Here is a 14,141-nt window from a genome sequence, read left to right as displayed (position 1 = left end):
GTATATATATACTTGTCGTTAAGAAGTATTAAGAAATACTTATTAAAGAATATTGCAATAGCTTGATTTAATTGCTAACGTGTGTATGACAGCAATGCTGATGAACGCTCGGATCTAGGAGAAATAAAATCTATGAGCTATACCCATTCAGCCAAGTGTGTTAGGCTTTGACGGGTTAAAAAGGAGAAATTTCTGCCTCGTATAGACAATTATGAGGGATTGCAGATTAACCAAGAAATATCTCGTTGCTAAAGGCTTAGTTTCAGTTTGATTTCAATTACGATTGATTATTTGTCTTACTTTGTGCCGACAAGCAAGTAGCTCTTGATTGTGTGTATCGGCAATAACGAAGAGTTTGGTAAGACTTAAATTTTAGGGGATAAAATCAATGGAGATTCAAGGTAAAGTTGCCCTAATTACAGGGGCTTCGCGTGGGATTGGACGAGCGATCGCCCTCGAATTAGCGCAACAAGGCATCAAGCGGATGATATTGGTAGCACGCGATCGCCGCAAGTTAGTGGAAGTAGCCAACGAAATCGAGGCTATGGGTACAGAAGCTGCGATCGTGGCCTTAGATTTGACGCAGACAATTGAAGTAAATATCGCTGTTGCCCAACTGTGGCGCAATTACGGACAGATTCACCTGCTAGTTAATTGTGCGGGAGTCGCATATCAAAGTTCGTTTTTGCAATCTAAAATGCCTCAAGTTCAAGAAGAAATTTCTGTGAACTTGTTAGGAATGTACAACCTCACTAGTTTGATTGCTCGACGCATGGCTAGCCAAAGACAAGGGACAATTGTCAATGTATCGAGCCTGATGGGGAAAGTGGCTGCACCAACGATGGCGACATACTCAGCAACCAAGTTTGCCATCTTAGGATTTACCCAAGCTTTGCGCCAAGAACTAGCCGAACACAATATCCGCGTCATTGCATTACTGCCTTCTCTGACAGACACAGATATGGTGCGCGACTTAAAATTATTTCGCTGGGCGATCCCCATGACTCCCCAGCAAGTGGCTAAAGCACTCGTCACCGGAATGCAGAATGATTCATCAGAAATTTTAGTCGGATGGCAAAGTCATTTAGCCGTGTTGTGTCAACGCCTCGCCCCTTGGTTGTTAGAGCTAATTTTACGAATAGCAACACCACCAGCACCAAAAAGACAACGGTTTATTGAAAAACTTACCCCTTCGCGTAGCGTCTCGTAGAGAAGGGGAGACGCCGAGGGCGATCGCTGACTCAGCACTCCTGAACAAACTTGTCCGAAATCTTCAGTCCTTTGGCTTTACGCTTGTGCAAAAAAGTAACGCTCACAGTGCCAAGAAATGCTAATAAGCTGAAAGTAGAAGTAGATTCAGGAACAGACTTGGGATTCTCTATTTTGATAACTTGTCCCTGTCCAGGGCGATCGCCTCGGTTTGTCACGTAAATAGCATCATCAGCACCAATAGTTAAAGCAGTAGGAGACTCTAATCCATTGCCACTAAGGATAGTTGTGCGAGTCCCATCCCTCGCTATTTTAATTACAGAACCATCTAGATTACCTTTCCAGAGTGACTGATTAGCGTACTGCAAAGCATATAAATTACCCTCACTATCAAAATCTAAGTCAGTAAGTTGGGTAAAGCCATCGGTATAGACTGTTGGTTGACCATCAGTACCAACTCGGTAGATTTTTGCTTCACCTTCTGGAAAAGGAAAACCAGTTAATTGGCTAATATAATAAGCGCCATCTGGGCCTTTGGCGATATTTGTAGGTACTGCTTGGATTTCAAATGGCGATGACGATGCACCAGAGGGAAAAACTGGATTAGTTAATGTCTGGCGGGGAATTGTGGCGATCGCCTTTAAATTACTTCCATCAGTACCTACGCTGAGTAACTCATTAGCACCAGTATCAACTGCAACAATATTATTTCCATCTAAAAGAAGAGAGAAGGGATTGCTAATTAGATCGCCTCCATCGGGATTATTTGCAAGTTCATAATTAGCTAAATCAGCCACACTAGTCCAGGAATTTGTATTGAAATTAGCAGTGATGATTTTTCCTAAGTCAGTGTTACCTAATGTGGCGCGAAATGTGGGATCAGAAGCATACCCAATTGCAATATAAGGCTTGCCAGTAGCATCAAATTTGATATCATGAGGCCCAGCAGTATCAGTACCATTTGGTAATGCTAAAGAAGGAAGTCCTGTAAGTACACGTTCTTGCGTACCATTTCCAATTTTGGTGACTGCACCAGTTGTGCCATAACATAAAGATTGACCTGCGGCACTCGGTGAAGGAACACAAGCTCCACTTCCGCCTGTTCCTGCCTCTGTGACGTAGAGACTGCCGTCAGGGCCAAAACTTAGACCCCGTGGATTATTAAGATCGTCGGCAATTACCGAAAATGATGCCGCTTCTGCTGCTTTTATTCCCGAAAAAGCAGCAATACAAACACTCAAAAATGTAATTCCAAATTGCTTTAGTTTCATTAGACATCTCCAGAAATTAAATTTGCGTAAAGATAGAATAGAAAATTTTATCTTGATAAATACTAATATTTACTGTGTTTTTAATTTCTTAATTTCGAGTTGTATCATACCATTTTCAAAAATTTTTGCAACATAATGAATCGGCTGTAGGGGCGTACAGATGTACATTAGTGTCAACTTAACGTATAAGCTAGATTTGGCGAACTTTCCAGGTTTTACCCTCACCCCCAAGCCCTCTCCCAATTTTGGGAGAGGGGAGCAAATTCTCTAGTTCCCCTTCTGCCAAGTTGGGAGAAGGGGTTAGGAGATGAGGGCAAAACGTCCTCTCAAAGCAGATTTTTTCTTGAGTTGACACCAATGACAGATGTACGGCTATATCAACAAAATCAAATAGGAGTGCTGTATATTTCCCAACACTTTATATATAAGTAGAATATCCAAATTGTTGAATTACACATATATTGTGGGACTAGAAGACGATCGCAGTTTGCATCAATACATAAAGTTGTAGATCAGAAATTGCTGTGCGATCGCATAATTAGACATACCTTGTTTCGGAGCAATCAGAAATGCTTTCCTTCCCCACAACCCTGACTCCTTTGCCCGAAATCATTGATGGCTTGCCGAATATTTCTGGTTGGGAAACAGAGGTTCTCTCTGTAGTTAACCACGATCGACCAGTATTTTTACCAACAACGAATATCCGCTTAGAAGACGTAAATGCTGTGTTTGCGATCGCCTTACACATGCACCAGCCAACTATACCAGCTGGAAATGGCGGTACACTGATCAGCAATCTGCAATATATGTTTGAACATCCTCATGAAGGGGATAACCACAATGCAGATCCTTTTGCCCATTGTTACAGCCGCATGGGTGACATGATCCCCGAACTTGTAAATCAAGGTTGCAATCCTCGTGTGATGTTGGATTACTCTGGTAATCTTCTGTGGGGACTGCGGCAAATGGGACGCGGTGATGTTCTGGATAATCTTAAACGTATCACTTGCGACCCAACCTACCAACCTTATGTAGAGTGGCTGGGTACAATGTGGAGTCATGCAGTTATTCCTTCCACACCCATAGCAGATATTAAATTACAGATAGTTGCATGGCAACATCACTTTGCAGCAATTTTTGGCTGGGAAGCACTAGCGCGAGTCAAAGGATTTTCACCCCCAGAAATGCACCTACCAAATCACCCTGATGCTCTGTTTGAATTTGTGAAAGCGCTGAAAGAATGTGGATATCGCTGGTTACTTGTTCAAGAACATTCTGTAGAAACTCTTACTGGTCAATCTCTCACTCATAAACATTTACCACATCGTCTGATTGCCCGTAATTCTCAAGGTGAAACAATTAGCATCACAGCTTTAATTAAAACCCAAGGTTCCGATACGAAATTAGTTGCTCAGATGCAGCCTTATTACGAAGCTAAAACATTATCTAAACAACAAATTGGCAGTGTATTTGTACCACCAATAGTTAGCCAAATTGGCGATGGTGAAAATGGCGGCGTGATGATGAATGAATTTCCTAGCGCTTTTAAACAAGCTTGGTGGGATATGGTAAATAATGGGGGAGGAAAATCAGGTGTAGTTGGGATGTGTGGTACAGAATATTTAGAATTAATTGAAGCTGCTGGATGCAAACCTGAAGATTATCCAACTTGTCAGCCAGTGGGACAACATCAAATTTGGGAGCGAGTTTCACCAGAGAATATTCAACCGCAAGCTGTAGAGAATGCGATTCAAGAATTAAAGCAAACAAACTCTAATTTTCACATGGATGGAGCCTCATGGACAAATCATATTAGTTGGGTAAAAGGATATGAGAATGTGTTGTCTCCCATGTATCAATTAAGCAGTTTATTTCATCAAAAAATTGATCCCTTACTGCAAACTGACTCAGCAGAACCGATTACTAGACAATCTCAATACCGTAACGTTCTCCTACATAACCTTTTGCTGCAAACTAGTTGTTTTCGTTATTGGGGACAAGGTTCTTGGACTGATTACGCACGGGAAATTTATCAACGTGGCGAAAATTTATTGCAGATGAATTGAACAGGGGACTGGAAACTAGGGAGTTGATTTTGTAGAAAATGCTCCCCAAGTTTGTTAAGTAGATTTTGTATCGTCCGATACAGCAAAAAAGAAACAATTAGATGAATTGAGATTTAGTTCAAGGAAGTGGGAAGTCTAAATGTAGGTTACTGGGTGCTGATATCGGAATTGAATTAGCACGCTGGTATTCAAACTTACAATAAGGTAGCAAGTAGTTGTGTTTCGAGTTGTTGTAGGTCATAGTGACGATCCTGATTCTCAAAATGCGATCGCTGAAGTTCTTCAAGAATGTAGCCGTTCCCTTGCAGGAGCAATTCCTCAGGCTGGACTTTTATTCACTGCTATAGATTTTGACCATGCGTTAATTTTGCAACGCATCCAGGATGCTTTCCCCGGAATTGAGTTGATTGGTGGAACTACAAATGGAGAAATCTCCTCAATTCTGGAGTTTCAGCAAGATTCTCTTACCTTAATGCTGTTTGCTACGGATGAAGTGGAAATTCGGGCAGGTATTGGACGAGGAGCATCCAAAAATCCAGCTCTTGCAGCCCAAGAAGCGATCGCCCAAGCAAAGGCAAAGAGTGCCTCCTTGCCACAATTGTGCCTTACCTTTCCTGATAGCCTGACGAGCAATGGGGTCTTGATTTTAGATGGTTTAAAACAAAGCTTGGGAGAGGATGTTCCGATCGTTGGAGGAATGGCTGCCGATGACTATACCTTTGATAAAACCTACCAATTCTTCCAGGGTGAAGTCTTAAGTGATTCAGTGCCAGTGCTGCTGTTCTCTGGACAACTATTATTTTCCTACGGAGTTGCCAGCGGTTGGACTCCTATCAGTCAACGTAGCCGTGTAACTAAAGTTAATGGCAACGTAGTCTATGAAATTGATGGACAACGTGCCTTAGATTTCTACCAGCACTATCTCGGTGAGGAACGATTTGCGGCTAACTTTGCGATTCATGCCTTGGCGGTTTTTGAGGATCGAGACCATTTTTATATGCGGGCACCCAATGGTTACGATCAACAATCCGGTAGCGTTACCTTCTTCTCTAATATTCCTGAACAGGCAGTTGTGCAAATTACCGATGCAACTCGTGACAATATTCTGTCAGCTTCTGAGGCATCCCTAAAGAATGCTCTTGCCGATTATCCCGGTGTGGAGCCAACAGCAGCGTTACTTATTTCCTGTGCAGCCCGACGGCGAATTTTGGGAACTCTGACAAAACTTGAGTATCAGCTTGTGAAAACTCATTTACCAGAAGCTTTGCCTTGCTGTGGTTTCTATGCTTACGGTGAAATTGCTCCTTTGGTCGATAAAGGTCAAACGCAATTTCACAATAAAACCTTTGTCACATTGTTAATGGGAACAAAGTAAGTAGTGTATGGATAACCAAGACTATTCCATACAAATCCAAGAGTTGGAAAAGAAAAGCCGTATCTTGCAAAAAAAGCTGGAACGCTGCGAAGCTGAACGCCGCCAGCTAGAAACTGACATTAGCACAAAGGAATTTTTATTGAAGAAAGTAATTTGTGAGTTAGAAGACTCTCGCACAAACTTGCAGTACAGAAGCCAAGAGTTAGAAAATACGTTAGATAGTTTGCATAAAATGCAAGCTCAAATGATTCAAAGCGAAAAGATGTCTGCCTTGGGTCAAATGGTGGCAGGCATTGCTCACGAAATCAACAATCCCGTTAGCTTTATTTACGGAAACCTCAGCTATATAAAGCAATATACCCATGATTTACTACGACTGGTCGAGCTTTATCACCGTTACTTCCCCAACCCACCTGCTGAAATTCAAGCCGAAAGCAAAACCATCGATTTAGACTTTCTAAAAAAAGATGCGATTATGGTATTGGATTCAATGAATATTGGGACGGAGCGTATCCGAGATATTGTGCTGTCACTACGTAACTTCTCACGCTTAGATGAAAGTGAGTTCAAAGCAGTAGATATTCATGAAGGCATCGACAATACTTTGATGATTTTGCAGCACCGCATCAAAGCCAGTGACAAAAGTCCAGAGATTCAGATTATCAGAGACTACGGCAATTTATCCAATGTAGAATGCTACGCCGGACAGCTAAACCAGGTATTTATGAATATTCTAGTAAATGCTCTCGATGCCCTTGAAGAACTCAATACCAAACGAACTTATCAAGAAATCCGGGATAATCCCAGTTGTATCACGATTCGTACCTCTGTCGTTGATTTGGAATGGGTAAAAATTGCGATCGCAGACAATGGCTCTGGGATTCCCGAATCGATTCAAAAACAGATTTTCGATCCCTTCTTCACAACCAAACCTGTTGGTAAGGGAACAGGAATGGGAATGGCTATCAGTTATCAAATCATCACCAAAAAACATGGCGGCAAGCTAGAATTTTTTTCGACACTGGCAAAGGGAACGGAGTTTGTGGTTCAAATTCCTATCCAGCAGAAAATTTGTCTAATAATCTAACGCAACGTTATGATGCGTATTCTGAATTCTGAATAAATCAAACTAAAGGTAATAATATTTCAAATTTTGTACCTATACCAATCTGTGAATGGAAATTTAATTTTCCGCCATGTCTGACGGTGATAATTCGGTAACTTACTGCTAAACTAGTATTTTTACTATTCTTTGTCTCCAGAGAAAAAGACTCCATAATTTGCTGTTGCAATTCTTGAGATATTCCAGATCCATTGTCAGCAATGCGAATTAATATCCAGCGAGAATCTGGTGCATTTGGGCTGCTTGCTTCTTGCGAAATAACTTCTGTAGTAATCTCAATTCGGGGTTTTTGAACAGTATTTGTCTCTTCTAAATGCAACTGCTGTCGCACCCCTTCATTGAGTAAAGTATCCACCACTTCGCTTAAAATATTCATCAAAACCTGGTTTAATTGCCCCATAAAACAATACACTGGGGGTAATTGACCGTAGTATTTGACAATTTCAATTTCTCCTTGAAGACGGCTATTAATTAGTAAAATAATACTATCTATACAGGCGTGTAAGTCTACTGGCTTGGGATAAAGCTCATCAATATGACAGAAGTTTTGCAAGCTAGTAACAAGTTTTTTTAATCTTTCTGCTCCCGTGCGAATACTAGCAAGCGATCGCGACAAATCTTGTTCTAAAAAATCAAATTCAATTTCTTCTTTAATCTGATTAATTGTCTGAGGAACTGATGGTAACTCTTGCTCATAAGCCGCTATGAGTTTGAGTAAATCTTGGCTATAGTTTGAAACATAAGTTATGTTACCCCAAATAAAACCCACTGGGTCTAAAATTTCGTGGGCTACGCCGTCTACCAAACGCCCCAAATTTGCCATTTTATCATTTTGAATCATTTGGGCTTGACTGCGTTCATAGCGGATCAAATTGTCGATCCCCCGAATTTGCCAAGAAATAATATTTAATTCTTGGACATCTAACAATCTATAAGCGCCAGATTCCGTTTGTATGACAATTGGTTCTGCCAATAATTCAGGCGATCGCTTTAAGCTAAGTTGCATTGTTGTTAAAATCGATGTTGTATCACTAACAAGCAACATCGGTGTCCGCACATAGCTGTAGAGAACAGCTAATGGTTGCTGAACAAATAACTCTTGTCCGAATGGACGAATCAAAAAGTCCAGTAGTCGCCGCCGCGAAATCATTCCAATGAAATGTCCTTGTTCTACCAAAATTACTCCTGGTAGCAAGGGGTATTTCTCCAAAAAACTAGCCACTTCCATACCAGTGTGGTTGATTTCCACCGAGAAGTTATACATTGGTAGTTCTTGGAGGGTTGAATTTAAACCAAGATCGCGATCGCTACCCTCAGACAAAAATGGCGGTGAAATTTGGTAACTAAATTCTTCTGGCACTAGACACCCTGATTTTTTCAAAGACAGGTAAAGAATAAGTTAATATTTTACATTCTGCCACCCTCAAAATCCGGTTTTAGTTTAGGTATCTAATAAAACTAGTGGTCTGTCAAGCTAAAAATCTTTCTCAGGCGACTGGAAGTAATTAGTGTGCAATTTATAATCTGGGTGGAGAATATTGAGAAAGCGATCGCAAGCTAAACTAAAAATAACCTTTACGAAGAGTGCAAAGGTAGCGTTATGACCTCTGTAACCAATCCACCCAATGCCCTCGCTCCTTTCCCTTTCCCGGATCATACTCAACTTCCTGAGTCTAATGGTACGTTCGTGAAAAATTGGCAAGAGCATCCCCAAAGCCTCCTACTAACTGACTCAATTACACCCATCCTCAAGCAATTAAATCCTGAAGGTGAATACTGTATAGGGCAGGACTTAGGCATTTACTGGCGCTTGACCGATCCCCCTGAAAAAGGCGCAGAAGCACCAGATTGGTTTTATGTACCGAATGTACCGTTTTTGCTCAATGGACAAACACGACGTTCTTATGTGTTGTGGCGAGAATTTATTGCCCCGTTGATTGTCTTAGAATTTGTCTCTGGGGACGGTAGTGAAGAACGGGATAAAACTCCTTTGAAGGGTAAATTTTGGATTTATGAGCAAGTCATTCGTCCTCCCTTCTATGGCATTTATGAAGCGAGTAAAGCCAGCTTAGAAGTTTATCATCTGATTGAAGGACAGTATCACGTTTTATCAGCAAATGAACGAGGACATTATCCTATAGTTGCTTTGGGTGTTGAATTAGGTTTATGGCAAGGAGTTTATCAGAATGTGGAATTACCCTGGCTGCGTTGGTGGGATTTACAAGGTAATTTGTTGCTGAGTGGCGATGAAAGAGCAGAACAGGAATCCCAAAGAGCAGAACAGGAACACCAAAGAGCCGAACAGGAACACCAAAGAGCAGAACAGGAATCCCAAAGAGCAGAACAGGAATCCCAAAGAGCCGATCGCCTAGCTGCCCAATTGCGATCGCTCGGCATTGAACCAGAAGCTTAATATTTTAATAAGAATTACGAATTACGAATTAAAAAGGGCTGGTGTAAAAGAGTCATCTGTGGCTTAATTTGTTTAGACACAAATTTTACTGCTACCTGGGTAATCATGATGACAAATAGACCTCCTTCCGAACCGGAGTCATCCCCAAAAACTGCCCTTGGCTTTGATGAATTTATAGCCATTTTGGTTGCCTTCGCCACTATCGGAGCGATTCTTTTTTGGTCATTGTCTGGCAGGGATTCTAGTTGGAACTTAAACGGGCTGCTGTTGCCTTCATCTACTCCATCTCCTAGTGTTCGACCAAATCCACTATTGCCCTCTCCTACTGCCAAGGTAAAACCTTATGCAGTCCCCCAGAACGTTTTGCCCTCTTCTCCACCTGAAGCTGTTGTTGAACCCAAAACACCTTCATTCCCAACTAACAGCGCAACTCCTTACCGTGCAATGTTACCATCTATTCTGGTAATCCCAACTCAATCCCCACAAGCACAAACACCTGTATCCTCTCCAATAGAACTTGAGTCATCAGTTAAATCATCAGCGTTGCCTTTAGTAACTCCGGCAAAACCAAAATCAATCATTCCGCCGCCAATTGCATTTAACGATGTGCCCAATGACCTTTGGAGTCGGCGTTTTATAGACGTTCTTTCTGCCCGTGGGATTCTCAAAGGGTTTCCTGATTATTCTTTTAGACCAAATCAGCCTGTAAACCGTGCTGAATTTGCTGCCATACTAGAAAAAGCTTTTGACCAAGAACCGTCTAAGACTGCGATCGCATTTCAAGATGTACCAACAAAATTCTGGGCAACTCCAGCAATTGACCAAGCCATCAGTGCGGGATTTCTCAAAGGCTACCCGAAAAAAACCTTCAAACCACAACAAAATATTTCACGAGTGCAAGTTTTAGTTGCCCTTGTCAGTGGGTTGAATTTGAAAGCACCCACTTCCCCAAATCAGATTATCAGTGTCTATAAAGATGCTAAAGATATTCCACCTTATGCTATCGGCAAAATAGCCGCTGCTACAACCAATGGCTTAGTAGTTAACTATCCAAATCCCCAAGTCCTCGATCCCAACAAAGTAGCTAGTCGGGCAGAAGTGGCGGCCATGATTCATCAAGCTTTAGTCAAACGAGGCAAACTGGCGGCAATTACATCTCCTAATATAGTGCGTAGCCGTAACCTGCCGCAGGCATCGCCCAAAATATCTCCAGAACTTCCACAGACTCCAAAACCGAACCCAAAGGGTAAATTGCCCACCAGAGGTTCGTCTCAACAATAATTACTAATTTGTAATTCAACCAAGGATTCAGAAGGAGCGAGTTTTATACGAAGTGTTAATCAACTTCGTAGGGAATTTTGAGAGAAGTCTGAACGCCGTAACTCGGCGTTCAGACTTCGGTAATTTGGAATTACAGCATACTTCTACACAGGAGCAAGCTACGCGTAGCGTCTGGTAGAGAAGCGATAATTAGATACTAAGCTTCTGGAATTTCTTTACCGACAACTTGTGATTTAAGAGTAGTGATTTCACTAGTTAACTCTTTCCTCGTTGAGGCTTTGAGTAAATAGCGGTAAACAAACCAGGCAGAGTAACCAATACCGATCAACTCAAAAGTAGGTGCTACCAAGGGGATATCATTCAAAGCATCTAATATTGCCAAGAGTACTTTAACCCCAAGAATTGATCCTACAATTAAACCAACTGTTACCAGGGGTTGCTTATATTGATTAAAGAAGCTTCCCAGATATTCTGGCAATGTTGCTAAAAAGGTAGAAATTTGCTCTCCGTATTTTAGCCATTCGTCTTGAGACTGTGCAGGAGGCTGAAGTTTGGTGATGGTTCCCGTTTGAGTGTTGATCTCTGCCACTGTAGTATCTTTGGATGCGGTTTCGGTAAATTCTTGTTCTGGCATTTTCACTCCTATAAATTTGACAGTTGAGTTTTTCTAATTTGGATAATTACAACCAAAAGGTTGTTGATTAGTTAATGCACTTGTGCATCAGTTCAATTAGGTGAAGGGCACAAAAGGGTTTTAGTGTCCTATAACCATAATTGACCCGTACTATCTACTGCATCAACTACAAGGTAGACAGTCAGTAGGAGGATAAAACTCAGAAGGCAGCAGGATGTATTATAATCAACTTCCTGAGTTCTATTTTTGGAATCAACTGGAATCCTCAGGTTGTGATTATCCCATTCATGTCATTTGCTCATAATCCTACTAAATATTAAGTACAAATCATGCAAAAATCAGTCTACCTCTAATTTATATAAGCCTAGAAGCCGATTTTACCTGATATTAAAGCTATCTTAAGCCGCGTTCGTCAATTAAGGCATTCGTATTGATTTTAATACGTAATAAAAATTTTTGTGTGTTAACATAGACTAGACTTTTAACCTGTTTTATGATATGTACGCCTGGATGAGGGAGAAATAATCAATGCCCAATATCCAATGCCCCATCCCCAACAAGTATCAAACCTTTTGTTTTTTTTCCTGATTGTATTAATTTTATGGAGAAGCAGTAAGGTAGAGTAGTGGCGTCGGCGATCGCAAGAACTCATTGCTTGCTATCAATCGCATATTTAGGAAAGGAGTGTGGTAAGGATAAGAGGCTCTCAGACGGGTCTTTAGTGCAGGAAACTATATCGTTGATCCTAAAAAAGTGAATTTCTATTAAATCCAGTAATTATATTTAGTAAATTTGTTATAAAAGTTACTTATGTAATCTCAGGTGATGCTAATTATCTAGCAAGCAATGATTTGCTCTTGCGATAAAAGAAGATAATGTAGATGTTAATGACTAAATTAAAGTATTTTGACAATCTAGACTAATTTGATTATTTTTGCGGGAAGGCAAGGAGGTTTGAGAAATGCCAACTCAAAAGCCAACCCCTATCTACAGCAGTTCAGAAAGCAAAAAAGTGTCAGCCGAAGAGCTATCGACAGACGAACTCCCAACTATAGAATTTCCTTCACGAGGGAAACTCAAAGCTAGTTCTTGGCGTATCCATCAAAAAATTGGCTATGGGTACTTTGTAGCTATCGGAATTGGCTTTTTTGGCTCACTGACTGGGTTAGTGATTGCTAATTACTACCGGGGAAGGGAAGTTAGACAATTCAATCAAGCTTATGAACAAGGACAACTACTGAGTAATTATAAAGATGCAGTAGTAGGGGCGCAATTACATAGTTCTAACTTAGTTGCTGTATTAGAAAATTCACAACAACTGCAAAGCAAAAAAGCTGATTTTCTGAAGAATGTTGAAAAAGCCAAGCAACTAGAGTCAAAAATTGGCGGATTTATCGATAGTAAACCTAAAAGACTAGCAGCAACAAGTTCGACTTTACAGACCTTATTGCTGGATTATAAGACTAATTTAAAAGCCTACGTTGACCAAATAGAGGCCGTATTACGGAAAATTGACTCTTCAAAAGTACAACCTCAGAAGATTTCCTCTGCCCGATCGCAGTTATTGATAATTATGCGTGGTCAAACAGCCACACGGCTAGATCAGCTTTCTCAAAGCTTGACTAACATCCTGCAAACTGCTGAAGATCAAGAGCAAGAAAGGCAAAAAGCCGTTGAGCAGGCGAGAATAGTTGAGCGATTCATCGTGATTATAAGTATGCTGGTTTCGGTGGCGATCGCAGCCATTGTAGCTTGGCGTACCAGTCGGGCGATCGCTGAACCAGTCATCACTGTAACCCAAGTAGCTGAACAAGTTGCAAGGAAACATAATTTCGATTTGCGAGCGCCCGTCACGACTGAAGATGAAATTGGTCTACTCGCCAAATCTCTAAATCGTCTAATTGAGCGCGTATCCGAGCGAACAAAAGAACTACAACAAGCTAAAGAATTAGCCGAAGCTGCTAGCAAAGCAAAAAGCATATTTTTGGCCAATGTCAGCCACGAATTACGCACACCGTTAAATGCTGTTATTGGCTTAAGCCAACTACTAGAAGACGACGCTACCGATCTTGGTTTATCGGCAGATTTCATCACAGATTTAGAAACAATTAACGCTGCTGGTAAGCATCTACTGCACTTGATTAACGAAATCCTCGACTTGTCAAAAATTGAAGCGGGGAAAATGACTCTGTATCCTGAGACATTTGAGATTGCAACGCTGATTCATAACGTTGTCCTCACAGTCAAACCAGCTATAGAAAAAAATGCCAATGTTTTAGAAGTAAATTTTGATGAGCAACTTGGCACCATGTACGCCGATCAAACTAGGATGCGGCAGGTGTTGTTAAACTTACTCAGCAACGCTAGTAAATTTACTACAAACGGCAAGGTGATGCTGACAGTCAACAGAGAAAAGGATGAATTTCGACCGGAGGCTCCTTTGGGCAGCATCATTTTCACCGTTACCGACACAGGTATCGGTATGTCTAACCGTCAACAGCAGCAGTTATTTCAACCTTTTACACAAGGTGATACTTCAACTACGAAAAAGTATGGAGGTACGGGACTGGGGTTGGCAATTAGCCGCCACTTTTGCCAGATGATGGGTGGTGAAATTATTGTCAAAAGTCAACCAGGAATTGGCTCTACTTTCACTATTCGTCTGCCAATGACTGTGCAGGATTGAATTGGGCATTTGTCATTTGTCATTTGTCATTTGTCATTTGTCATTTGTCATTTGTCATTTGTCAAAAGTTAGGAATTCTCTCT

At 41.1% G+C, this 14,141-nt stretch carries 10 protein-coding genes; 7 read left to right on the top strand and 3 right to left on the bottom strand.

The genetic code is table 11. The features are described 5' to 3' along the window. Positions 1 to 388: 388 nt before the first annotated feature. Positions 389 to 1,210 carry an SDR family NAD(P)-dependent oxidoreductase gene (locus tag V7K41_RS23280; protein WP_334852042.1) on the top strand — a complete coding sequence of 274 codons (822 nt, stop codon included), beginning with the start codon at positions 389 to 391 and terminating at the stop codon, positions 1,208 to 1,210. A gap of 31 nt (positions 1,211 to 1,241) precedes the next feature. On the opposite strand, the gene V7K41_RS23275 is transcribed toward V7K41_RS23280, so the two are convergent. After that, on the bottom strand, positions 1,242 to 2,480 hold the full coding sequence (locus V7K41_RS23275; protein ID WP_334852040.1) for a ScyD/ScyE family protein: 1,239 nt from the start codon (positions 2,478 to 2,480) through the stop codon (positions 1,242 to 1,244). Between the two features lie 569 nt (positions 2,481 to 3,049). Here V7K41_RS23275 and V7K41_RS23270 point away from each other — a divergent pair. The 3 genes from V7K41_RS23270 to V7K41_RS23260 all read left to right on the top strand — a co-directional run bounded on the left by V7K41_RS23270 (position 3,050) and on the right by V7K41_RS23260 (position 7,008). Beyond that, entirely contained in the window at positions 3,050 to 4,546 is a 1,497-nt protein-coding gene (locus V7K41_RS23270) for a glycosyl hydrolase family 57 (protein ID WP_334852039.1), read from the top strand. A 217-nt stretch (positions 4,547 to 4,763) separates the two neighbouring features. Beyond that, complete coding sequence (locus V7K41_RS23265) at positions 4,764 to 5,921, top strand: FIST signal transduction protein (RefSeq protein ID WP_334852037.1); 1,158 nt, start codon at positions 4,764 to 4,766, stop codon at positions 5,919 to 5,921. Between the two features lie 7 nt (positions 5,922 to 5,928). Next, a complete protein-coding gene (locus V7K41_RS23260; protein WP_334852035.1) occupies positions 5,929 to 7,008 on the top strand; it encodes a sensor histidine kinase in 1,080 nt (359 codons plus the stop codon). 37 nt (positions 7,009 to 7,045) lie between these two features. Here V7K41_RS23260 and V7K41_RS23255 read toward each other — a convergent pair whose 3' ends face one another. After that, positions 7,046 to 8,404, bottom strand: coding sequence for a sensor histidine kinase (locus V7K41_RS23255; RefSeq protein WP_334852033.1), 1,359 nt, complete (start codon positions 8,402 to 8,404; stop codon positions 7,046 to 7,048). Positions 8,405 to 8,644: 240 nt separating this feature from the next. Between V7K41_RS23255 and V7K41_RS23250 the strand changes: the two genes are divergently transcribed. Both V7K41_RS23250 and V7K41_RS23245 read left to right on the top strand, forming a co-directional pair. After that, entirely contained in the window at positions 8,645 to 9,457 is an 813-nt protein-coding gene (locus V7K41_RS23250) for a Uma2 family endonuclease (protein ID WP_334852031.1), read from the top strand. Positions 9,458 to 9,565: 108 nt separating this feature from the next. After that, positions 9,566 to 10,738, top strand: coding sequence for an S-layer homology domain-containing protein (locus V7K41_RS23245; RefSeq protein WP_334852248.1), 1,173 nt, complete (start codon positions 9,566 to 9,568; stop codon positions 10,736 to 10,738). A 196-nt stretch (positions 10,739 to 10,934) separates the two neighbouring features. Here the strand turns inward: V7K41_RS23245 and V7K41_RS23240 are convergent, their stop codons facing one another. Next, entirely contained in the window at positions 10,935 to 11,372 is a 438-nt protein-coding gene (locus tag V7K41_RS23240; RefSeq protein WP_334852030.1) for a CAAD domain-containing protein, read from the bottom strand. Between the two features lie 961 nt (positions 11,373 to 12,333). Here V7K41_RS23240 and V7K41_RS23235 point away from each other — a divergent pair. Further along, positions 12,334 to 14,058, top strand: a complete 1,725-nt coding sequence (locus V7K41_RS23235; RefSeq protein WP_334852029.1) for a sensor histidine kinase — start codon at positions 12,334 to 12,336, stop codon at positions 14,056 to 14,058. The last annotated feature ends 83 nt before the right edge of the window (positions 14,059 to 14,141 follow it).

Source organism: Nostoc sp. (assembly GCF_036917415.1).
Taxonomy (GTDB): Bacteria; Cyanobacteriota; Cyanobacteriia; order Cyanobacteriales; family Nostocaceae; genus Nostoc.
This window is presented reverse-complemented; position numbering and strand designations above follow the sequence as displayed.

Coding starts and splice junctions, on each gene's coding strand:
- V7K41_RS23245 (WP_334852248.1), top strand. CDS start 9,566: ATGACAAATAGACCTCCTTCCGAACCGGAGTCATCCCCAAAAACTGCC.
- V7K41_RS23260 (WP_334852035.1), top strand. CDS start 5,929: ATGGATAACCAAGACTATTCCATACAAATCCAAGAGTTGGAAAAGAAA.
- V7K41_RS23235 (WP_334852029.1), top strand. CDS start 12,334: ATGCCAACTCAAAAGCCAACCCCTATCTACAGCAGTTCAGAAAGCAAA.
- V7K41_RS23270 (WP_334852039.1), top strand. CDS start 3,050: ATGCTTTCCTTCCCCACAACCCTGACTCCTTTGCCCGAAATCATTGAT.
- V7K41_RS23280 (WP_334852042.1), top strand. CDS start 389: ATGGAGATTCAAGGTAAAGTTGCCCTAATTACAGGGGCTTCGCGTGGG.
- V7K41_RS23250 (WP_334852031.1), top strand. CDS start 8,645: ATGACCTCTGTAACCAATCCACCCAATGCCCTCGCTCCTTTCCCTTTC.
- V7K41_RS23275 (WP_334852040.1), bottom strand. CDS start 2,480: ATGAAACTAAAGCAATTTGGAATTACATTTTTGAGTGTTTGTATTGCT.
- V7K41_RS23240 (WP_334852030.1), bottom strand. CDS start 11,372: ATGCCAGAACAAGAATTTACCGAAACCGCATCCAAAGATACTACAGTG.